Origin of the sequence: Listeria immobilis (assembly GCF_014322765.1) — a bacterium.
GTDB lineage: Bacteria > Bacillota > Bacilli > Lactobacillales > Listeriaceae > Listeria > Listeria immobilis.
Window position 1 is genome coordinate 41,167 of the sequence record NZ_JAASTZ010000015.1, and the last position, 21,900, is coordinate 63,066.

Below are 21,900 nucleotides of genomic sequence, written 5' to 3' on the forward strand. Positions count from 1 at the left end.
GAGCGGCCAATTTTGGTCGCTCCTTTTGTACAGTTAATTTTTCTTTCGCAAAACATAAAGTGCAGTTGTTGTTAAAACTAAGCCAAACACTGTCGCAAGTCCTGTTGTATCGCCAGTTGTTGGCAAGGAAGTGTTAGTTTTAATTCCAACAGGCGACAATTTAGCTGGCTTTTCATTTGTAGTTATTCCGCCATTAGATGCACCGTTATCATTAGTTGTGTTGTCGTTACCTGTGCCACCACTATTACTACTTCCATTATCAACCCCACCATTACCACTTCCATTATCTGGAGGCGTTGTTGCGGCTGCTTGGACAGTTGTTTGGAAAGTGGTGCTATAGCCATTTGTGTCGGTGATTGTAGTTGTTACTTGATCGCCTTTTTTAAGGTCTAGGGCAGAAACATTAACAGAGAAGTTACCTTTTGTATCAGATGTTGTGTTTGGTAATGTAGCACGTGCTAATTTTACCGTTGTGGTTGCTTTTTGAACTTCGACATTAACACCCGGCAAAGTAGTACCGGTTAGCATTGTGTCTTTTTCTGTTAGTTTATTGATTTTTGTTGCGTCTTTTAATGCTTTGATAGCTGCATCAGCTGTTTCTTTGTCGATTTCAGCTTGGGATTTGTAAACTTTACGGCCTTCTTTTTGGGCGGTGATTACTTTTCCAGCAGCTTTTTGTTCTTTGATATAATTGATGAAAGTTTCTGTGTCTGGGTCAATGGCTGTAACTAAGTTTGCTTTTTTAAATGCAGAAAATCCATCACCACCACCGAATAAGAAATCATTGATTACGACCTTGTATTTTTGGTCAGATTTTAACGGAGTACCATCTTCTGTTGTAACGCTAGCAACTTTGTAAGCATGATCTAAGTCATCTGTATCAGTGAAAGTGTATTTTAATCCAGAAATTTGTAAAAAGTAAGTTTGGTTACTTAAATATTGTTGGTTTAGTGCTTCTAAAATATCTGCACCAGACATTTCCACTACTTGAAGAATGTTTCCGAATGGTTGAACAGCTTGTGCCGCACCCCAGGTAATTTCGTTTTGGCCATTTGCCAGACGTGTTGTGAGATCAGCACGAATGCCGCCATTATTTGTCATAGCAAAATCTACGTCAGCGCCTGCTTTGTTTGCCATATAGCGTTGTGCATCAGTAATCATATTACCAAGTTCAGATTCTTTATCATCTAGGGCTTGATTGTCTGGATTTGTTTCGCGGGAAATGACGTCTTTATTTGCTAACCCGATAGTTTCGTTGATAACTCCTTCAATGCGGCTTTTCGCATCTTCGGTAACAGCGGTAATATCGGCAGTTGGAGAGACGCTTCTTGTATTATATGTAATTTTTGCATCTGGAGGTGAAACGAAATCGCCGGTTGTTTTATCAAGTTTGCCAGTTACATCAGAAAAAGCTTTTCCGTTATTGTAGCTTTGAACGATACGAGTTTTACCAACTAATCCATTTGTATATTGATGATTATGCCCCGCAAGGACTAAATCGACGGAGTTATTTGGGTCTAGTTCGTTGGCTTTCGTCATCATATTAGCAGCTTCTCCAGCTACATCTTGTTTTGTTCCAGTATTTGGATTTCCAGAAGATAGAGCAGGAACATGAGATAAGACAACGATAGCGTTAACACCTTGGTTTCTAAGTTCAGCAGAATATTTTACGATTGTATCCGCTTCATCAAGAAAATCGTAATCTTGAATATGGCTTGCAAGCACTAAGTTTGGAATTTCTGTAGTAACAATACCGATGAAACCAACTTTGACACCAGCAATTTCTTTTACATAATATGGTGAAAATCCTTCTGCAACAGTGTTTGTTCCTTTATTTACAACGTTTGCTGCAACAATCTTCATATCACTTTTAACTCGAGGATAACCTTCCACAATTGGTCCAAATTTGCTCGTAGAAACACCATCTAAAATTCGTTTGTATTCTGGCAATCCTTCATCAAATTCGTGGTTCCCAAGTGTACCGACTTCGAAATTCATTTTTTGAAGGACTTTCATTGTTGGCTCGTCTTGAAGTAATCCAGAAACTGCTGGACTAGCACCAACCATATCACCTGCTTGAACGCGAATGGCATTATCAGCAGTAGCATCAGGATTTGCCTGCAAAAATGAGCTAGTGGCATTATCCAAGTTTGGTGCTAGATAGTCTGCTCCGCCAATTGGTGAGCCAGATGCATCTTTGGAGGCTGTTTCAAGCGCTCCGTGAAAATCATTTATTCCTAAAATCTGGATTGGAACGGTGTCTGCCGCCGCTTGCACTGAATTCCCGGTGAATGGTGCAGTTAGTCCAATTGTGAGCCCTGCTGCGAGTAAAACATGTGTAGTTTTCTTGAAAAATTTGTTCACTTTCACACTCTCCCTTTTTTTCGCCAGTGGCAATTTGTAAGCGCTAACTCATTGGTGCCTATCTATTATAGTAGCAAAGTGAATTTGCCTTAGCAATAGAAAATGTTGGCTTTTTGTAAATGTTAGGATAATTTATTGCGATATTTTCATATTAAATAAAAAAGGCTGATGTGAGTCTGGTAACGTACCAAATTCACACCAACCATTTTATATTTACTTAATTAAATTATTGGAAGCGTCTTTAACAACAACATCATGTGCGCCACCTTCTACGATAGAAGTGGAGGAAACGAGTGTTATTTTAGCTTTTTGTTGAAGTTCAGGGATATTTAACGCTCCGCAATTACACATTGTAGAACGAACTTTGCTTAAACTAATTGCTACATTATCTTTTAGTGAACCAGCATAAGGGACATAGGAATCTACCCCTTCTTCAAAGGAAAGTTTTTTATCGCCGCCTAGGTCATAACGTTGCCAGTTACGTGCTCGGTTAGCTCCTTCACCCCAATATTCTTTCATGTAAGTACCATTTAAATTCACTTTATTTGTAGGACTTTCATCAAAACGAGAGAAATAACGACCAAGCATAATAAAGTCTGCACCCATTGCTAAAGCCAGTGTCATATGATAGTCGTAAACAATGCCGCCATCAGAACAAATTGGAATATACACACCAGTTTCTTCAAAATATTCATCACGTGCTTTGGCAACATCAATTAGTGCGGTTGCTTGTCCACGACCGATTCCTTTTTGTTCGCGTGTAATACAAATAGATCCTCCGCCAACTCCAACTTTAACAAAGTCTGCGCCAGCATCAGCGAGATAGCGGAACCCATCACGGTCCACCACGTTTCCAGCACCGATTTTGACAGAATCACCATATTTGCCGCGCACATAATCCAATGTGCGTTTTTGCCATTCGGAGTAGCCTTCAGAAGAGTCTATACAAAGAATATCTGCGCCAGCTTCCACTAGTGCGGGAACACGTTCTTCATAATCACGTGTATTGATACCAGCGCCAACAACGTAACGTTTGGAGGAATCAAGTAGTTCTAATTTATTTTCTTTGTTGGAGTCATAATCTTTACGGAACACCATATGAACTAAGTGCTCATTATCATCAACAAGTGGCAAGGCATTTAATTTGTTGTCCCAAATAATGTTATTTGCTTCTTTCAAAGTGGTGGATTTATTTGCTGTAACTAACTTATTAAAAGGAGTCATGAAATCTGCTACTTTTTCGTCAGGACTCATTCGTGTTATACGATAGTCGCGGCTGGTTACGATCCCAAGTAATTTACCATTCGCAGTACCATCTTCTGTCACTGCAACGGTAGAATGACCCGTTTTTTCTTTTAAATCCAGAATATCTTGAAGAGTTTTATCTGGGCTAATGTTGGAATCACTAATAACGAAGCCGGCTTTATGATTTTTTACGCGTGAAACCATCGCTGCTTCACTTTCAATAGATTGTGAGCCGAAAATAAAGGATACTCCGCCTTCTGTAGCTAAGGCAATCCCCATGTTATCATCAGAAACAGCTTGCATAATTGCGGAAACAAGCGGAATATTCATTGTAATTGCTGATTCCTCACCCTTTTTAAACTTTACGATAGGTGTTTTTAAACTAACATTAGTAGGTACACATTCTGCTGATGAGTAGCCAGGAACGAGCAAAAACTCACTAAATGTGCGGGACGGTTCTTCAAAATAAAATGCCATTATCTCCACTCCTTCTTCTATTTAATTTACATTTATAAAATATCTTTATTATTTCAAGAACTCGCTTGAAAGTCAATGATTGATAGTGATTTTTTAAGGTCAAGTATAAACGTTTTCTTTTGTAGGTTAGGAGGAATATACTAAAAGAAGATTATTTTATGCGAAGGAGGTAAGCAGATGAGCGAGGAAAAACTTTTAGAACGTGGTTATCGTAAGTATCACGGGGAAGAAATAGATGTTTATTTTAATACAAATGTTTGTGAGCATTCAGGAAATTGCGTAAGGGGAAACAAAGAATTATTTGATTTAGATAGAAAACCATGGATAATGCCAGATAACGTATCAAAAGAAGAAGTAAAACGTGTTATTAACACTTGTCCAAGCGGGGCGCTTCAATATATAGAGAAATAGGAGGGGTAAAATGGAATATAAAGACGGCGAAAATAGAATTTATGCGGTAAATGATGCAGGTGTTGAGGTTGGTGAGGTAACATTTGTACCAACAGGGGAAGATATGTTTATTATTGATCATACGGGTGTGGACGATGCAGCTCGTGGTCAAGGGATCGCCCAAGAACTGGTGAAACGTGCTGTAGAAAAAGCAAAAATTGAAGGTAAGAAAATTATTCCGCTTTGTCCATTTGCTAAATCTGAGTTTTCGAAAAAGCCGGAGTATCAAGCGGTACAAGCTGATAAGTAATAATAAGCAGACTAGGTTTTGAGCCTAGTCGCTTTTTTTATGGAATATTTTAAAAATATTGGATTTCTCTTCTTGACATCTCCTTCATTTCAGTGTATCTTTAATTCACAGTAAACGTATAGGAATAATAGTGATGCAATTTCTTATCAAGAGTGGTGGAGGGATTCGGCCCAGTGAAACCCAGCAGCGGAGCGCAAGTTCTATGCTAATTCCGATCAGAAGTAACATTCTGGCAGATAAGTAGTCGCTTACAATTAGGCGCTTCGATTCTGACCAAAAAACAGAAGAAGCGTTATTTTATTAGCGCTAAAGAGGGGAGTTTTTGTTAGATGAAGAAATTTTTATTAGTGGCAGTTATCTCAGTTTTTGCTTTGGTGCTGACTGCTTGCGGAGGTTCTGGTACTAGCTCAGATAAAGCAAACGGTTCTGGCAAAGCAACAGATGGCGGATCGATTATTATCGGAGTGGCAGGAGACCCGGAAGTTATCAATCCAAACTATGCCTCTGACCGAGTAACATTAACTATTCAACAAGCTGTTTACGCACCACTTTTTTGGGAGGCTGATGGAAAACCAGCGCTTGCGGAAAGCTTAGATATTTCAGATGACAACCTAACTTATACTGTAAAATTGAAAGATGGTTTAACATGGCACGATGGAAAACCTCTAACTGCAGATGATGTAGTATTTACAGTAGATTCCGTTTTAGATACAAAACAAAACAGCCCTAATCGTGGGAATTTTGTTTTTGACGATAAACCTGTAAAAGTAGAAGCTGTTGACGATACAACGGTTAAATTTACTTTACCAACTGTTGCTCCAGCCTTTGAAAATACAATTAAAACTTTCTTCCCTATTCCAAAACATGTTTTTGAAGGGGTAGAAAATATCGAAAAAAGTGATAAAAATAAAAAGCCAATTGGTTCCGGACCATATAAATTTGTTGAGTATAAAGCAGGCGAATACGTTTCCTTAGAGAGATTCAACGATTACTTTGATGGCAAACCAAAACTAGATAAAGTCACTTACCGAATTACCAAAGATCAAAATTCAGCAAACTTAGCACTTCAAAATGGAGAAATCAACTTAAAATCAATCCAACCTTCTGAGCGAAATAAAGTAGAAAAGGCTAGTGCGGTAAACATTATCACTTATCCTGAAAACCGTTTGAGTTATGCAGTTTTCAATGAAAATCAACCTGCTCTGAAATCAAAAGAACTTCGCCAAGCGTTATCTTATGCGCTTAATCGTGAAGAAATCATTGAAGCAGCGTATGGTTCGGATGAATATGCCAAACCAGCGTCTTCCTTCCTAACAGAAAACACAAAATATTTTACTAATAAAGTAGAAACATATGAGCAAGATATAGCTAAAGCAAAAGAACTAGTAAAAGAAAGTGGTTTTGATACTAGTCAAAAATTAACCGTATATTATTTAAATAACAGTAAATCTCAAGAGAGCATTGCGCTTTACCTGCAACAACAGTATAAAGAAATCGGCGTAACGCTTGATTTAAAACCAACCGATCCAAATGCACTAAGTAATATTACACTTGATCGTAAAAATGCGGACTACTCAATCGCCTTAAATGGTTATATTATGGGGAATGACCCAGATGCATATAAATCTTTATTCCTAAGTGATGCTCCTTATAACTATGCCAATTATCACAATAAAGCTTTGGATGAACTTTGGGCAAAAGGCGCCGTTACAGCGGATGATAAAGACCGTCAAGCAGTGTATGAAGACATTCAAAATACAATTGCGGACGATGCGGTAATTTACCCAATTTCATACGACAATGCAGTACTCGCACTTGATAGCCGTTATGGTGGGCAAAAAGCTGCAACACCGCAACCAGTAACAATGTTCCGTGATCTATCTAAATTATATTTAACGGAATAATAGCTAAAAAATATTTATAAAAAATCTGACCTGCCAAGTTATTTTTGGTAGGTTCAGATTTTTACTTGTCATTTTTTGTGTTTTAGATAGGAGATAAATTATGCTAAAAACAATCACAAAACGCGTACTGCAAATTATTCCGATGCTATTTATTATCTCAATCATTTCCTTTGCACTTATAAAATTAGCACCCGGGGATCCGGTAAATTCATTTGTTACGCCAGATATGAATCCCGATGATGTAGAGCGAATTCGACAAAGTTTAGGGCTTGATCAGCCGATTTATATGCAGTACTTTATTTGGCTAGGGAATTTGTTGCAAGGGAATTTAGGTTATTCAATTATTAATAGCCAACCAGTTTTACAACAAATTTTAGAGCGAATTCCAGCGACACTTGGTTTAGTAGGAACTTCCCTTATTTTGACGCTGATATTGTCAATTCCGCTTGGATTAGTGGCGGCGAATTATGAAAACACTTGGATTGATAAAGTACTAAATGGAATTTCATATATTGGGATTTCGATTCCGATTTTTTGGTTTGGGATGATTTTAATTGATATGTTTTCAATTCAATTAGGGTGGCTTCCGAGTCTAGGAATGCGAACGATTGGGGTGGATTCATTTTGGGATATGGCGGAACATGCGATTTTACCAGTCATTACGCTGACTTTCCAAGGATGTGCGGCCTATTACCGCTATGTTCGGTCCAATACGATTAACCAATTAAAAGAAGAGTATGTATTATTTGGTTATGCAAAAGGGCTTTCTAAAGTACAAGTAATGGGACATCATGTCTTAAAAAATTCCTTGCTTCCAGTTATAACTTTGCTCGGAATGTCGCTACCTCAAGTAATCACAGGAGCGTTTATTACTGAGAGCATCTTTTCGTGGCCGGGAATGGGATCGCTTGGCATTAATGCGATTTTCCAATTAGACTATCCGGTTATTATGGCAATTACACTTTTTTCAGCACTTTTATTAATTATTGGAAATTTGTTAGCTGATTTAGCTTATATGATTGTTGATCCGCGGATTAGGGAAATGGGGTGAGGAATGCATGATGCGATTAGACTTTTCGAAAAAAACAATGCAGGAATTTGAGCGAGATGCGGAAGTGGTTCATGCTACGAGAGAACGAACTTTTTGGCGTTATATGTTATCCGACCGCCGCGCTATTTTTGCAACAGGAGTATTGATTTTTATTACCGTTGCTTGTGTTTTTGCGTTCCTGTCGCCTTATGACCCTAATGCACTTTCGATTCAAGATAAACTAATGCCACCAAACGCATCGCACTGGTTTGGAACGGATGATCATGGGAGAGATTACTTAACACGTGTTTTATATGGTGGTCGTATTTCTCTTTTAGTTGGTGTGTTTGCGATGATGATTGCGATTGTTGTTGGGACATTTGCTGGAACAATAAGTGGTTATTTTGGTGGATTTGTTGATAACATGGTGATGCGTTTCTTAGATATTTTTATGTCGATTCCATCATTTTTCTTATTAATGATTTTAAATGCTTACTTAAAACCAGGGATTTCCAATATTATTATTATTATAGGTTTGTTGTCTTGGATGGAAGTAGCGCGGATTGTTCGAGCGGAAACACTAACTCTAAAAGAGCGAGAGTTCATTTTGTATTCGAAGTCAGCGGGTGGCGGATTTTTCCATATTATGTTTAAGCATATTATTCCAAATGCCATGCCATCAATAGTTGTAGCTGCATCTCTAAATGTAGCGACAGCAATTTTAACCGAGTCGGCGCTAAGTTTTCTAGGGCTTGGCGTGCAACAACCAAACGCTTCATGGGGAAGCATGCTGAACAATGCGCAAGGTTATGTTGGAGAAGCCAGTTATTTGGCACTTTTCCCAGGTTTATTAATATTAATGACGATACTTTCGTTTAATGTGCTGGGTGATGTACTTAGAAAAGGGTTATCGCGTAGATATTAAAAGATTTGTAAAATGGAATAAGGTCTCTATCCTAGTTGCTGGATGGAGACCTTATTTCTTTTACTATTTCATGTGAAAGCGAGTTGTTGTGTTAAATTTTAGCTTGCTCTACTATTTTTTCACTTCAATAAACTTATAACTATAAGGTGAGCCAAAAGCATGTTTTTGCACACCTGTAATATCGGTTCGTTGCAGTACTGCAGTTTGATGTTGGTAAAGAGGTAAAATCGCTGCATCGTCATCTAGTAAGACTTTTTCAGAAGCGACAAATGCATTCCAACGTTCTTCTGGTTTTGTTGCAAGTGTTGTGTCAGTTGATTTAACTAGTTTATCATATTCGGGGCTGTTATAGCTCATATGGTTATTAAAGTAATCTGATAAGAATAGGCTACTGTATGTCCAAGGATCTTTGAAATCAGGCATCCAAGCAGCAAGTGATAAATCATAGTTACCATCAGAAGTCAGCTGTGTTGCGCTTTTCGATGGCATATTTTTCACTTTAATAGTCACACCTGGTAAATTATCTTCAAACTGTGCTTTTAAATAAGCGAAAACAGTTTTAGTAGTTTCTTGGTCATCGCCAAGCAGTTCAATGGTCACTTTGTCCGTACCAAGTTCTTTTTGCGCTTGTTTCCAATATTTTAATGCTTCATCTTTGTTATAAACTAAATGGTCTCCACTATCTGTTCGGAAATCTGCACCCGTTGTTGGATTTTGAACAAAATCTTTTGGAAGCAGGCCGTTTGCTGGGAAAGACCCATCGCCTAAAATGCGGTCTGTTAACTGTTTTTTATCAACAGACAAGTTAAGCGCATGACGTAAAGAATTATTAGCAAGTGGTGTCGCTTTTCCGTCACGTTTTTGGTTCATACGCAAATAACTTATTAACGCGTCTTTTTCAGTTAGGAAATCTTTTTTATCTTTATATTGTTTGGCGAATTCACCCGAAAGTGGCGCACGGTCAGCCTCGTTAGTGTTATAAAGATTGACACCGGCATTAATATCTTTTGCTACTTGAACATCAATTTCGTCTACCTTCACATTATCTTTATCCCAGTAGGTATCGTTTTTAGCGTAAGTCCATTTATTGGTAATATTTCCGCCCCAATCTTTCATTACAAAAGGACCATTGTACAAAGTATGCTCACTATCTGTACCATATTTATCGCCTTGTTCCTTCACATAACTTTCCTTTTGTGGGAAAAATGTTTCAAAAGAAAGCAGTGAAATGAAGTATGGAACAGGTTTTTTTAATGTAATTTCAAGAGTCGTTGGATCAGTTGCGACAACCCCAAGATCAGTTACAGGTAATTTGCCTTCATTGATTTCTGTTGCATTTTTAATAGAATCTTTAAATAGCGCTGAGTAGCCTGGCGCTGTTTTAGGGTCCACAGCACGTCGCCAAGCAAAGACAAAATCATCGGCAGTTACTTGTGACCCATCAGACCATTTAGCATTTTCTTTTAATTTAATAGTATATTTCGTTTGGTCGGCGCTGATTTTGGGCATTCCATCAGCAACCCCAGGAACAAAGTTATCTTTTTGATCGAGTGTATATAAGCCTTCAAAGACCTGGTTTTGCGCGGTGAAACTTGCAAAATCTTCTTCCGACGTTGTATTTAAAGTCAGTAATTCACTGGTTTCAAGAAATTTAATTTTGTCCGGGGAAGTTTTTTCAGCCGACTTATTAGAGTCATTTCCGCAGGCTGTTAGTAAAAGTATGGTCAAAATGGCAATAATAGGCAGTGCTTTTTTAAAATGGTGCATAATTTTCTCCCCTTTTATATGAGTATTTAAGGTTATTATAAGTATTCCGATAAGATAAGTCAAATTAATGATTTGCAAAAGAAGTGCTTGACGCATAAAAAATCAAATGGTAAGATATTTCTTGCAAATAAGAATGATTACGTTTTACGCCGATCGACAATCAACCACCTAGAATAGTTATGCGGTATAAATCGTAATCATTACGAATAGAGGGGGAATAGTATGAAAAAATGGTCGTTTTTATTTAGTATTATAGCGTGTGTGTTGCTTTTAGCTAGTTGTGGAACGAGTAATGAAGGGGTAAATGAAGCTAAGGATGAACAACTAAAAATAGTAACAACTTTTTATCCAATGTATGATTTTACCAAAAATGTAGCGGGTGAAAATGCTTCAATTGAAATGTTAATTGATGCTGGCACAGAGCCACATGATTATGAGCCAAGTGCTAAAGATATTGCCAGCATAGAAACAGCGGATGTATTTATATACAATAGTGCGGATATGGAAACATGGGTACCAAGCGTTTTGAAAAGTTTAGATTCTAAAAAGTTGACAGTCATAGATGCAAGTAAAGGAATTCAGCTAGTAGAAGGAATAGAAGAAGGCGAGGAGCATGAAGGTCATGAGCACGACGGAGAAGCGGCACATCACCATGAACATGATCCGCACGTTTGGTTAAGTCCAGTCCTAGCACAAGCAGAAGTTATCAATATCCAAAAAGGGTTAGCAAAAGCAGACAAGTCGAGTGCACCTACATATGAAGCCAATGCAGAAAAATATATAGATAAATTGAAAGCCTTAGATAATGAATATAAAACTGCTTTTAAAGGAGCAAAACAGCGAGATTTCGTAACACAACATGCTGCTTTCCAATATTTAGCTGCAGAATATGGTTTACATCAAGTGGCAGTTGCTGGGTTAGCACCGGATCAAGAGCCAAGTCCAGCGCGTTTGGCAAAATTACAAGAGTATATAGAAGCCAATCATATACAAACGATTTACTTTGAAGAAATTGCTTCTCCAAAAGTAGCGAAAACACTTGCAAATGAAACAGGCGCAAACTTGGAAGTACTAAGCCCGATTGAAGGATTAACAGCAGAACAACAAGAAAAAGGAATGGACTACATCTCTTACATGCAGCAAAATCTAAAAGCTTTGCAAAAAACAATTAAATAGGGAAGCGATAAAATGTCATATATTAATGTAAATAAGGTTCGTTTTAAATATGAAACGGAACCAGTTCTTGAAAATATTTCTTTTGAAGTGAATGCGGGAGAATTTATTATTCTAACTGGGGAAAACGGAGCAGCTAAATCAACACTGCTCCGTATTATTTTGGGAATTTTAAAGCCAGATCAAGGTTCGATTTTATTTGCTAAAAAGAATGTCGATGGTGGAAAACTATTAACAGGGTATGTTCCGCAACAAATAGCTTCATTTAATGCAGGTTTTCCAAGTACAGTCATTGAATTGGTGAGGTCAGGTCGTTTTCCAAATGGAAAGTGGTTTAAACATCTTTCAAAAAAAGACCATGAACATGTTGAAAAAGCACTGAATTCTGTAGAAATGTGGGATTTTAGGAATAAACGAATAGGTGAATTATCTGGTGGGCAAAAACAGCGAATTTGTTTAGCGAGAATGTTTGCGATGGATCCGGATTTGCTAATTCTAGACGAACCTCAAACCGCGATGGATAAAAATAGCAAAATTCGATTTTATGAGTTATTGCGACATGAGGCGAGAGTGCATCAAAAAGCAATTTTAATGGTAACACATGATAGTGAAGAATTAGAAGGATACGCGGATAAGCACATTCGGCTTGTAAGAAGGGAGGATGTTTCATGGAAATGTTTTTCTATGGATTTATGCAAAGAGCCTTCGAAGCATCCATGATTATTGCGGTTATTGCGCCGCTTTTAGGGATATTTTTAATTATTCGCAGGCAGTCCCTTATGGCGGACACACTTTCGCATGTATCGCTTGCAGGAGTGGCGTTTGGCCTAGTTTTAAATGTGAATCCTAATGTGACGACTTTAATTGTAGTGGTTATTGCAGCGCTTGGAATTGAATATTTGCGCGGAGTTTATTCAACTTATTCAGAATTATCGATTGCGATACTGATGGCGGGAGGTCTTGCAGCTGCACTAGTTTTAATGAGTTTAGACCAAGGAGGAATTACAACAAGTGTACAACAGTACTTATTTGGTTCCATCGTAACGATAAGTAAGGCACAAGTACAAATATTACTCATCTTAGGAATAGCAATTATTATTTTATTTCTCGCATTTAAACGTTTTATGTTTGTGCTTACATTTAGTGAGGATGTTGCAATCTCTGAAGGAGTACCAGTTCGTTTAATTTCATTATTATTTAGTGTAGTGACTGGGGTTGCAATTGCTTTTATTATGCCGATAGCGGGTGCGTTACTTGTATCAGCACTTATAATACTACCTGCTGCAATTGGGATGCGTATATCTAAAGGTTTTTTTATGTGTGTCATTAGCGCTATTTTTATTGGCATGCTAGGAATGTTTTTTGGACTTGTATCCTCGTATCAATTTGGAACCCCGCCAGGTGCAACGATTACATTAATGTTTATTTTAATTTTTATTGTTGTCACAATTGGTCTAAAGGTAGCAAGAAAATAACGCGTTACCAGCTTTCTTGAAATTCCTTAACACGAGTATTTAATTCTTCACTTGTAATAATCCAATTTTTATTTTGTTTTTCGATTGTTTTAGCTGCTTTTAAATCCGTTAAATCTTTGTAAAAACAGCTTTTGGATAGGTTGCTATAGGAAAGAAGATAACTCGTTTTAATTTCTTGAGGGAGAATAACTTTGTTGTCATTAATTGGTGTGCCATGAAGAAGTGCCATGTTGTTAAAAGCAACTATAAGTTTATTCGATGCGGAACAGTTAGCTACTATACTTTTGAGGTAAGCGTGGGTGGCTTGATTCTTCATAATGAAAAATTGAAAACCAAAATTTTCTGGAAACATGGATAGAAAGTAAATGATATTTTCCTTAGAATATTGGTATAAGGTACATTTTGATAGAGTTTTGAAGGTAAACTTATTGGATGAATCATCAAGTAAGGTTAAATAATTTAAAAATGAACCCCCGCTTTGAATGGAATAAATTTTTGAATGAGAAGTAGGATCAATTGAAAACACAGAAACATAACCTTCTACAATAAGATAAATATACTTATTTACGTCAGCTTTTTGTGTTAGTAAGCTGGCGTTTTTGGGTATTTCGATTTCTTTATATTCAATCTTACCTTCCTTAGAAAGCCTAATAAATTCTTGATAATTGTATAGGTTTTTTGTCATGTTATGCTCCTCCATTTTTCATCTCAACACATATTATTATACCAGAAAGAACAAATTATAAATTCTTAGCGTACTATTTTTTAGTAAGATGTTTCTAAAATGTGAATAAACTGTGTCTCCTAAAGGTGGAAAAGAGGGACATGGCTTCGTTTAGTTAGAAATGAGTGAGCGATTCACAAGGAAAAGTGTGTTTTTAAAGGAACAATAAAAAGTGTAACGAACACCAGTTCTGTGATATAATTCAAAAGAATGATGAAGGAGGATTTTTGATGAAAACGGTGAAAATTTCTGTTCGGCGTTTAGTAGAATTTGTTCTTAGAAGTGGTAGTATAGATAGCCGAATGACAAGTTCTGATCGAGCGTTAGAAGGGACGAAGATTCATCAATTACTCCAAAAATCAGCAGGCGATGAATATAAGGCGGAAGTTAGTTTAAAACTCGACCGAACTGTTGCTGGTGTGGCTTTTTCATTGGATGGACGTGCGGATGGAATTATAAATGAACGAATAATAGATGAAATTAAATCAACAGAGACGGCTATAGAGGAAATTACTGAAAATTTTCGACCACTTCACTGGGCACAGCTGATTTGTTATGGCTTTATGCTGGCGGAGAATGAGGGGCTTTCAGAGGTTGAGCTCCAGTTGACATATTATCAAATAGTAGATGAAGAGACAAAGCAGTTTAGACGTACAATGAGTCGCGAAGAAATGGGCGCTTTTGTAGATGATTTACTTACTAAATACGCAATTTGGGCGCAAATGTCTGCAGCTTGGGAATTGAAACGAAACCAAACGATAAAAGAATTAGCATTTCCTTACAATAGCTATCGGCGTGGCCAAAGAGAACTTTCTATAGCTGTTTATCGGACAGCAGTTTCTGGTGAGAATTTATTTTGTGAGGCTCCTACAGGAATTGGAAAAACAATGTCGACATTATTTCCAGCTATCAAAGCGATGGGAGAGGGGAAATCGGACAAGCTTTTTTATTTTACCGCAAAAACAATTACGAGACAGGTGGCAGAAGATGCACTAGATGAAATGCGGCGGAAAGGACTTGCTGCAAGGAGTGTTACTATTACGGCAAAAGACAAAATATGTTTTCTAGATGAGCGCAAATGCGAACCGGACCATTGCCAATTTGCTAGAGGGTACTATGACCGTTTGAATGAGGCGTTATTTGATATCTTAGGTCAAGAAGAAGCGATTACTCGGCCGATTATAGAGGAATATGCTAGAAAATATACACTTTGTCCATTTGAATTGTCATTAGATGTGGCACTATTTTGTGATGCAATTGTTTGCGATTATAATTATTTATTTGATCCAGTAGTATATTTGAAACGATTTTTCAGTGAAAATCTAGGAAAGTATACATTTTTGGTGGATGAAGTTCATAATTTAGTAGATCGTGCTCGCTCGATGTTCTCTGCAACACTTCGAAAATCACTTATTATGCAAGTGAAGCGGCAATTGGATAAGAAGCAGCATAAACGTCTCTGGAATTCCATTGATGCAATGAATAAGGTAATGATTTCGCTAAATAAAAAGCTAGTTGAATCAAATACAACTATTCATGTGAGAAAAGAACAATTAGAAGAATGGAATGAAACAGTGCTTAAGTTTACATTTGTTGCAAAGGATTGGCTACCGCAAAATACACAATCAGAAGCGCAGATAAGCGTCTTAGAACTTTATTTTGAAAGCTTAAGATATATAAAGATTGCGGAACTTTATGATGAAAGGTATACAACGCAAATTACAAGAAGTCGCAATGAGATAGAAATAAGACAACTATGCCTGGACCCAGCCTTTTTATTATCTGAGAAACTAAAACTTGGGGCGAGCTCGGTACTTTTTTCGGCAACGCTTAGACCGATTGACTATTATACAAATGTACTTGGCGGGGAGTCAGATACTAGTAGAATGATCTTTTCGTCTCCATTTGAGCAAAAAAACATGCATTTATTAGTAGCAGATTACCTTAGTACTAAATATCAAATGCGCGAAAATAGTATGGAGGGAGTAGTTGAGGCGTTATTTGCTCTTATATCTGGTAAGAAAGGTAATTACTTGTTTTTCTTTCCTTCGTTTCATTATTTAGAAAGGATTTATCAATTATTTAAAGAAAAATATCCAGATGTTCGTGTTCAAAAGCAAGAAAACTCGATGGATGAAGTTGGTCGGGAAGCGTTTTTAGCGGAATTTGAAGCTGATAATGTGGAAACTTTGGTAGGATTTTGTGTTTTAGGGGGAATTTTTTCTGAAGGAATTGATCTGCGTGGAGAAAGATTGATTGGTGCGGCAATAGTAGGAGTTGGACTTGCACAGCTAAATCCAGAATCAGACTTAATTAAGGATTATTACAATAAAACAATTGGTCATGGTTTTGATTATGCCTATCAAATTCCAGGGATGAATAAGGTGCTTCAAGCGGTTGGTCGAGTGATACGTGCGGAGTCCGACCGAGGTGTAGTTTTATTAATAGAAGAACGATTTTCAGTAGATCGCTATCGAGCTTTGTTTCCAGCGCATTGGAATCATGCTAAAACAGTGAAAAACACACAAGAAATAGTGCAACAAGTAAGCGAATTTTGGCGAAATGACTGATTTTCTAGTAGAATGAAAGTAATTAGTCACTGTTGGGAGGAAATTATGTATAAAATTATCGCAATAGATATTGATGGCACCTTATTAAATGATGCGCACGTGATCACACCAGTCGTTCGAGATTCTATTAAGGCAGCGAAGGCAAAAGGGGTAAAAGTCGTTTTATGTACTGGTCGTCCGCTTGCTGGAATTAAGAAAAGTTTGCTGGAATTAGATCTTTTAGATATTGGAGATTATGCAATTACATTCAATGGAGCAGTCGTTTTAGAAACTGCTTCAGAAAAAACATTAGCCGATATTACTTTAAATAAAACCGAATTGGAAGAAATCTATGCATTTTGTCATGCCGAGGATGTAAATGTTACTTATTTTGATGGGAAAAACATGTATGTACCAAGCCGAAAAATAACAGAAATTACTTGTCAGGATTCGCTTCTATTACAAACACCGCTATATCATCTGCCAGTAGAAGAAGCCCCTGAGTCCATTCACGTTTCGAAAGTAATGCTGCTAGATTCTCCTGAAAAAATAACGAGTGTCATTAAAAATCTACCTGCAACATTAAAAGAGAAATTTTATATTGTTCGAAGTGTTCCTTACAATCTAGAATTTTTGCAAAAAGGGGTAAATAAAGGTTCCGCATTAGAAAGCTTGGCGAATAAACTAGGCGTGGATCAAAGAGAAGTAATTAGTATTGGGGATCAAGAAAACGATATTTCGATGATAGAATATGCTGGTATGGGTGTAGCGATGGGTAACGCAACCGAGCATATTAAAGAAATTGCTAATTATACAACAACAACCAATAATGAAGATGGGGTTGCAATGGCTATTCAAATGTTTGTATTAGATCGCTAAAAATAAAAACATTCCATGTAAGGTAGGATTTGAATTGAAAATATTGACAGCGCTTTATTTCATAGGCGAAAATAGAAAGATATCAAAGCAACATAGAATGGAAGCTATTTTAGCGCAATTAGAAATCCATGGTTTTTTTGTGGGAGTTTTTCTATCAGCTCTATCTTGCCAAATTAGCTTTCTTTTGTTATTGTTTTAGGAATAGTTTGACATTTTGAAAATAGAAGGGGGTAACGATGTTTGAAAATCACAAAAATTAAAACACATACCATACCAATTCAACTAAGTTCTACATTTAAAACAGCCCTTAGAGAAGTAAATCATGTAAATATAGTGCGAGTATATATCCATTTTGATAATGGGATTGTAGGAATAGGTGAGGCTGCTCCGACACATGTCATAACTGGAGATACAGAAGTAAGCATTACAAGTGCAATTAATGATATTTTTGCTCCTTTTTTAATAGGGCGTGAACTAGACGAAGAATTAACCATTTTAGATGAAATGAAGGCACTTCTGATACATAATTCAAGTCCGAAAGCAGCGATTGATATTGCGTTTCATGATGCTTTAGCGAAAGCAAATTCTACACCACTATACAAATTTCTAGGTGGTAGAAAAGTAGTACTAGAAACAGATTATACGATTAGCATCGGCGCACCAGAAAAAATGGTGGATGATGCAAAAACAAAAGTAGCGGAAGGATTTCGTTCTCTAAAAGTTAAACTTGGTCTTGATCCTGTAGAAGTCGAAGTTGCTAAAATTAGACAAATGAATGATGCTTTAGGCGGGAAAATCCCATTTCGGATTGACGCAAACCAAGGCTGGACTCCAGAAGTAGCAATTCAAATTTTAAATGAATGGAGTGATATTCCAATTGATTTCGTCGAGCAACCGGTGAAAAGTTGGGATTTCGCAGGGATGGCAAAAGTGACTGCCAACACAAATATTCCAGTTATGGCAGATGAAAGCTTGTTTGGAATTCATGATGCCAAGCGACTATTGGATGAAAAATGTTGTGATTTACTAAATATAAAATTGATGAAAAGCGCTGGTATCAAAGAAGCTCGCGCTATTCATGCTTTGGCAAATGAGTATAATGTTGATTGTATGATTGGGACGATGATTGAAGGCTATGCAAGTTTATCAGCCGCCGCCCATTTTGCTGCAGCTTCAGAACGAGTGAAATTCTATGATTTAGATGTACCATTTATGTGGAATCTTCAAGGCAAAGATATAACAGACATCGGGATAGAAATCGGCCAAGGTCAAGTGCTTTTAACAGAAGAAAGTGGCATTGGAATTTCTGCATATTAAAGAAAGAAGGGGTAATATGAACAAATTAGTTAGTCAAAGTAATGCATTTCTTTGGAGAAAAAATGAAATGAACCCAGTACTAGAAAATATTTTAAAAGCAAGAAAAACAAGTGATTTAGTACAGGTATTAAAAGAAGATGCGATGAAGCTATATGAAGACAGCTTAGTGGACTCGGATTTGCTCTATAATGACTTGGTAATTGTCGATAAGATAGAGGGAGACTGGGCGAAAGTAGTTGTTCCTTCCCAACATAGCTTCCTAGATAAACGTGGCTATCCGGGCTGGATGCTGCTGGAAGATTTGATAGATGAAAAAAACCTTGCGAACACAGAAGAAAAATTAGCGGTAGTTATACCAAAATCACAAATTACGTATGAAAATGGAGCAACACGAGAAGTATCATTTGGAACACTTTTCTTAAAAAAAGCAGAAACAGAAGACAACTACATAATTGAGACACCTCATGGGGAAGCATTTATCCCACGCACACACGTGGCACTTCAAAATGAACCACGTGAAAATATCGGGGTGGATGTGGTTCAAATGGCATTACAATTTTTAGATTTACCTTATGTTTGGGCAGGTATTAGTAGTGCAGGTTTTGATTGTTCTGGTTTTGCATTTACATTGTATCGTACTTGTGGAAAATACATCGGTCGTGACGCAACAGAGCAATCATTTGCGGGAGAAAAGATAGACTATTCGAATGCCGAGCCAGGTGATTTACTATTTTTTGCCTATGAAGAAGGTAAAGGCGAGGTGCATCATGTAGGAGTATACATGGGCAACGACGAAATGATTCACTCGCAAACACCAGGATCCAAAGTAATTCTCACCAAAATAACCGGCAGCAAATATGAACCAGAGCTTTGTGTAACGGCGCGACATCGCTAAAAAGGGGTGGTGAAATAGTGAAAACAAATATATACCAAAAAATCAACCAAACTTTCGATTCAATCGATTCAAAAGCGCTTTATATAACAGATGGAAAACAAGTTCTTTTTGCTGAACAAGAAAATCAGCTTTATACAGCAGCTAGTGTCATTAAACTACCAATTTACTTGTACTTTTTTGAGAAAATTGCTAAAGGTGAGCTAGACTTGCAAAGTGAATTCCAAATTTTACCAGAAAAAGTAGTTGCGGGTGCAGGCATAATTCAAATCCTTCCTGAAAAAAGGACTTGGCGCCTAGAAGAGCTTTTACATTTGATGATTGCAATTTCAGATAATACAGCTACCAATAAACTAATAGAGCTAGCAACCTTTCCAAGTCTAAAAGCGTGGATAAATAAAAAAGGTTGGGAAAATAGTGTGTATATAGAGCGCAAAATGATGGATTTTAAATCAGCTAAGCAAAATAAAATCAGCGCAAAGTTAGCCGTCATTATTTTCCAAGAAATTAACGAGTTAAGTAAGGCACATCCAGACCTAGCAGAAACGATTCGACGACCATTTTTAAATCAGCAACATCGTTCGAATTTGACTGGGACTTTGGAAGAAGCGGGAATTACTGATCTTTTAATGTTAAACAAAACTGGCGAATTAAAAGATGTGCAGCATGATGTCGCCATTTTTGAGTACAAAGGGAAAACGCGGATTGCAGCAGCGTTAACGAACAATACAGGGCTTGAAGCAAATGCAACAGCATGGATGCAAACAGTAGGTAAACAATTATTTGTCGATATAAGCCAAAATGAAAAATAGGGAGGAAACAACATGAAAAAAAGATTAACAGTATTATGTATCATGATTCTATCTATATCAACCTTTTTAATAGCATGTGGTGGAAATAAAGACGAAACTACTAAGTCAGCAGGCAAAAAAACACTGAGAATTATGGAAAATGCTGAAGTTTCTTCCATGGATTCTACTCTTTCGCAAGATGTTCCGAGTTTTACCGAACAAGGTCAAGTTTTTGAAGGTCTATACACTTTAAACGATAAAGACCAAGCAGTTCCAGCCGTAGCCAAGGAGATGCCAACTTTAAGTGAAGACCAAAAAACGTACACTATCCAATTACGGAAAGATGCCAAATGGTCTAATGGAACAAAAGTGACAGCAAATGATTTCATTTTTGCATGGAAAAAACTAGCAAACCCGGATACTGCCGCTCAATACTCCTTTTTACTTGATGGAACAGTTGAAAACGGCACAGATGTAATTAATAGCAAAAAAAGCGTAGATGAATTAGGCGTAAAAGCACTTGATGATTACACAATTGAAATCAAACTAGAACAACCAGTTCCTTATTTCACTTCACTACTCGCATTCAACGCTTTCTATCCTCAAAATGAAGAATATGTGAAAGAACAAGGTAAAAAATATGCGCAAAGCAGTGAAAATATGATTTATAATGGTCCCTTTACAATGAAAAGTTGGACCAATACCGAAAAAGAATGGACACTAGAAAAAAATCCAGAATACTGGGATAAAAAGAATGTTAAATCCGATAAAATTGAAGTTAGTGTTGTAAAAGCACCAAATACAGCAGTTAATTTATATGATACTGGAAAACTAGATGTAGCAACACTTTCTGGTGATTATGCTGCACAAAAAAGCAACGACAAAGATTATCATTCCGAGCTTGATGCTTACGTGACACATTTAAAATTAAATCAAGCAATTGGCGGAAAAGAAACACCACTTGCAAACGAAAATCTGCGAAAAGCGCTATCCCTTGCTGTAAATAAAGAATCGCTTACTAAGAAAATTTTAGCAGATGGTTCTAAAGCGATTTACGGTTATGTTCCAGAAAAATTTGTCACTAATCCAGAAACTGGTGAAGATTTCCGCAAAGAAAGTGGCAACTACATGGAGCAAGATGAAGCAAAAGCAAAAACATATTTTGAAAAAGCAAAACAAGAGCTTGGTGGAGAAGCGATTACTGTTGAGCTACTAAATTCAGACTTAGAATCTAGTAAAAAAGTAGGCGAATACTTGCAAGACCAACTAGAAACTGCACTTCCTGGGCTTAAAATAAATTTAAAAACAGTTCCTAAAAAGAACTTGCTACAATTAACGAGAGAGCAAAATTACGAAATCGTTCTTTCTAATTGGGGTCCAGATTTTCAAGATCCATTAACATTCTTAGGAAACTACACAACTGGCAATACTTACAACGCGAGTGGCTATTCAAACACGGATTACGATAAAATGATAAATGCAACTTCAACCACACTAACAACCGAACCTGAAAAACGTTGGGAAACATTTATTGATGCAGAGAAATTGCTTATCGAAACGGATGCAGCAATGATTCCGCTTTATCAAACTGCTGTATGTAATTTGAAAAAAGACACAGTCAAAGGAATCGTTCACCATAACTTTGGTACAAGCTTTTCTTATAAAGGTGCATACGTAGAATAGAAGGA

General features: G+C 37.1%; 18 protein-coding genes and 1 riboswitch. Of the genes, 14 read left to right on the forward strand and 4 right to left on the reverse strand.

Features of this window, described 5'->3' with window-relative positions:
• Positions 1-33: 33 nt before the first annotated feature.
• Both HCJ50_RS11785 and HCJ50_RS11790 read right to left on the reverse strand, forming a co-directional pair.
• Entirely contained in the window at positions 34-2,370 is a 2,337-nt protein-coding gene (locus HCJ50_RS11785) for a 5'-nucleotidase C-terminal domain-containing protein (RefSeq protein WP_185344490.1), read from the reverse strand.
• A 207-nt stretch (positions 2,371-2,577) separates the two neighbouring features.
• Positions 2,578-4,086: an IMP dehydrogenase gene (locus tag HCJ50_RS11790; protein WP_185344492.1), complete on the reverse strand. Its 1,509-nt coding sequence runs from the start codon at positions 4,084-4,086 to the stop codon at positions 2,578-2,580.
• Positions 4,087-4,263: 177 nt separating this feature from the next.
• On the opposite strand from HCJ50_RS11790, the gene HCJ50_RS11795 reads away from it, so the two are divergent.
• The 5 genes from HCJ50_RS11795 to HCJ50_RS11815 all read left to right on the forward strand — a co-directional run bounded on the left by HCJ50_RS11795 (position 4,264) and on the right by HCJ50_RS11815 (position 8,645).
• Complete coding sequence (locus tag HCJ50_RS11795) at positions 4,264-4,497, forward strand: (4Fe-4S)-binding protein (protein WP_185344494.1); 234 nt, start codon at positions 4,264-4,266, stop codon at positions 4,495-4,497.
• Positions 4,498-4,507: 10 nt separating this feature from the next.
• Entirely contained in the window at positions 4,508-4,786 is a 279-nt protein-coding gene (locus HCJ50_RS11800) for a GNAT family N-acetyltransferase (protein ID WP_185344496.1), read from the forward strand.
• A 140-nt stretch (positions 4,787-4,926) separates the two neighbouring features.
• Positions 4,927-5,029, forward strand: a riboswitch (SAM riboswitch).
• Positions 5,030-5,115: 86 nt separating this feature from the next.
• Positions 5,116-6,690 (forward strand): ABC transporter substrate-binding protein, encoded by a 1,575-nt coding sequence (locus tag HCJ50_RS11805; RefSeq protein ID WP_185344498.1) that lies wholly within the window; start codon positions 5,116-5,118, stop codon positions 6,688-6,690.
• A gap of 100 nt (positions 6,691-6,790) precedes the next feature.
• Positions 6,791-7,741, forward strand: a complete 951-nt coding sequence (locus HCJ50_RS11810; protein WP_185344500.1) for an ABC transporter permease — start codon at positions 6,791-6,793, stop codon at positions 7,739-7,741.
• A gap of 10 nt (positions 7,742-7,751) precedes the next feature.
• A complete protein-coding gene (locus HCJ50_RS11815) occupies positions 7,752-8,645 on the forward strand; it encodes an ABC transporter permease (RefSeq protein WP_185344578.1) in 894 nt (297 codons plus the stop codon).
• A gap of 111 nt (positions 8,646-8,756) precedes the next feature.
• Here HCJ50_RS11815 and HCJ50_RS11820 read toward each other — a convergent pair whose 3' ends face one another.
• Positions 8,757-10,412 carry a peptide ABC transporter substrate-binding protein gene (locus HCJ50_RS11820; protein WP_185344502.1) on the reverse strand — a complete coding sequence of 552 codons (1,656 nt, stop codon included), beginning with the start codon at positions 10,410-10,412 and terminating at the stop codon, positions 8,757-8,759.
• A 222-nt stretch (positions 10,413-10,634) separates the two neighbouring features.
• Between HCJ50_RS11820 and HCJ50_RS11825 the strand changes: the two genes are divergently transcribed.
• Genes HCJ50_RS11825 through HCJ50_RS11835 form a run of 3 tightly spaced genes read left to right on the forward strand, consistent with a single transcriptional unit; the run spans position 10,635 to position 13,060 of the window.
• On the forward strand, positions 10,635-11,588 hold the full coding sequence (locus HCJ50_RS11825; protein ID WP_185344504.1) for a metal ABC transporter substrate-binding protein: 954 nt from the start codon (positions 10,635-10,637) through the stop codon (positions 11,586-11,588).
• A gap of 12 nt (positions 11,589-11,600) precedes the next feature.
• Complete coding sequence (locus HCJ50_RS11830) at positions 11,601-12,305, forward strand: metal ABC transporter ATP-binding protein (protein WP_185344506.1); 705 nt, start codon at positions 11,601-11,603, stop codon at positions 12,303-12,305.
• Positions 12,254-13,060 carry a metal ABC transporter permease gene (locus HCJ50_RS11835; RefSeq protein ID WP_185344508.1) on the forward strand — a complete coding sequence of 269 codons (807 nt, stop codon included), beginning with the start codon at positions 12,254-12,256 and terminating at the stop codon, positions 13,058-13,060. Before HCJ50_RS11830 ends, HCJ50_RS11835 begins: the two co-directional genes overlap by 52 nt.
• A gap of 4 nt (positions 13,061-13,064) precedes the next feature.
• Here HCJ50_RS11835 and HCJ50_RS11840 read toward each other — a convergent pair whose 3' ends face one another.
• Positions 13,065-13,745: a Crp/Fnr family transcriptional regulator gene (locus HCJ50_RS11840; RefSeq protein WP_185344510.1), complete on the reverse strand. Its 681-nt coding sequence runs from the start codon at positions 13,743-13,745 to the stop codon at positions 13,065-13,067.
• Positions 13,746-14,014: 269 nt separating this feature from the next.
• Here HCJ50_RS11840 and HCJ50_RS11845 point away from each other — a divergent pair, with 269 nt between their 5' ends.
• From HCJ50_RS11845 to HCJ50_RS11870, 6 genes are all read left to right on the forward strand, one after another.
• Positions 14,015-16,354, forward strand: a complete 2,340-nt coding sequence (locus HCJ50_RS11845) for an ATP-dependent DNA helicase (RefSeq protein WP_185344512.1) — start codon at positions 14,015-14,017, stop codon at positions 16,352-16,354.
• Positions 16,355-16,399: 45 nt separating this feature from the next.
• Complete coding sequence (yidA, locus tag HCJ50_RS11850) at positions 16,400-17,212, forward strand: sugar-phosphatase (protein WP_185344514.1); 813 nt, start codon at positions 16,400-16,402, stop codon at positions 17,210-17,212.
• A 240-nt stretch (positions 17,213-17,452) separates the two neighbouring features.
• Positions 17,453-18,529, forward strand: a complete 1,077-nt coding sequence (locus HCJ50_RS11855; RefSeq protein WP_185344516.1) for a dipeptide epimerase — start codon at positions 17,453-17,455, stop codon at positions 18,527-18,529.
• 16 nt (positions 18,530-18,545) lie between these two features.
• Complete coding sequence (locus tag HCJ50_RS11860; protein ID WP_185344518.1) at positions 18,546-19,424, forward strand: C40 family peptidase; 879 nt, start codon at positions 18,546-18,548, stop codon at positions 19,422-19,424.
• A gap of 17 nt (positions 19,425-19,441) precedes the next feature.
• Entirely contained in the window at positions 19,442-20,233 is a 792-nt protein-coding gene (locus HCJ50_RS11865) for a serine hydrolase (RefSeq protein WP_185344520.1), read from the forward strand.
• Between the two features lie 12 nt (positions 20,234-20,245).
• Positions 20,246-21,895 carry a peptide ABC transporter substrate-binding protein gene (locus HCJ50_RS11870; RefSeq protein ID WP_185344522.1) on the forward strand — a complete coding sequence of 550 codons (1,650 nt, stop codon included), beginning with the start codon at positions 20,246-20,248 and terminating at the stop codon, positions 21,893-21,895.
• Positions 21,896-21,900 lie beyond the last annotated feature (5 nt).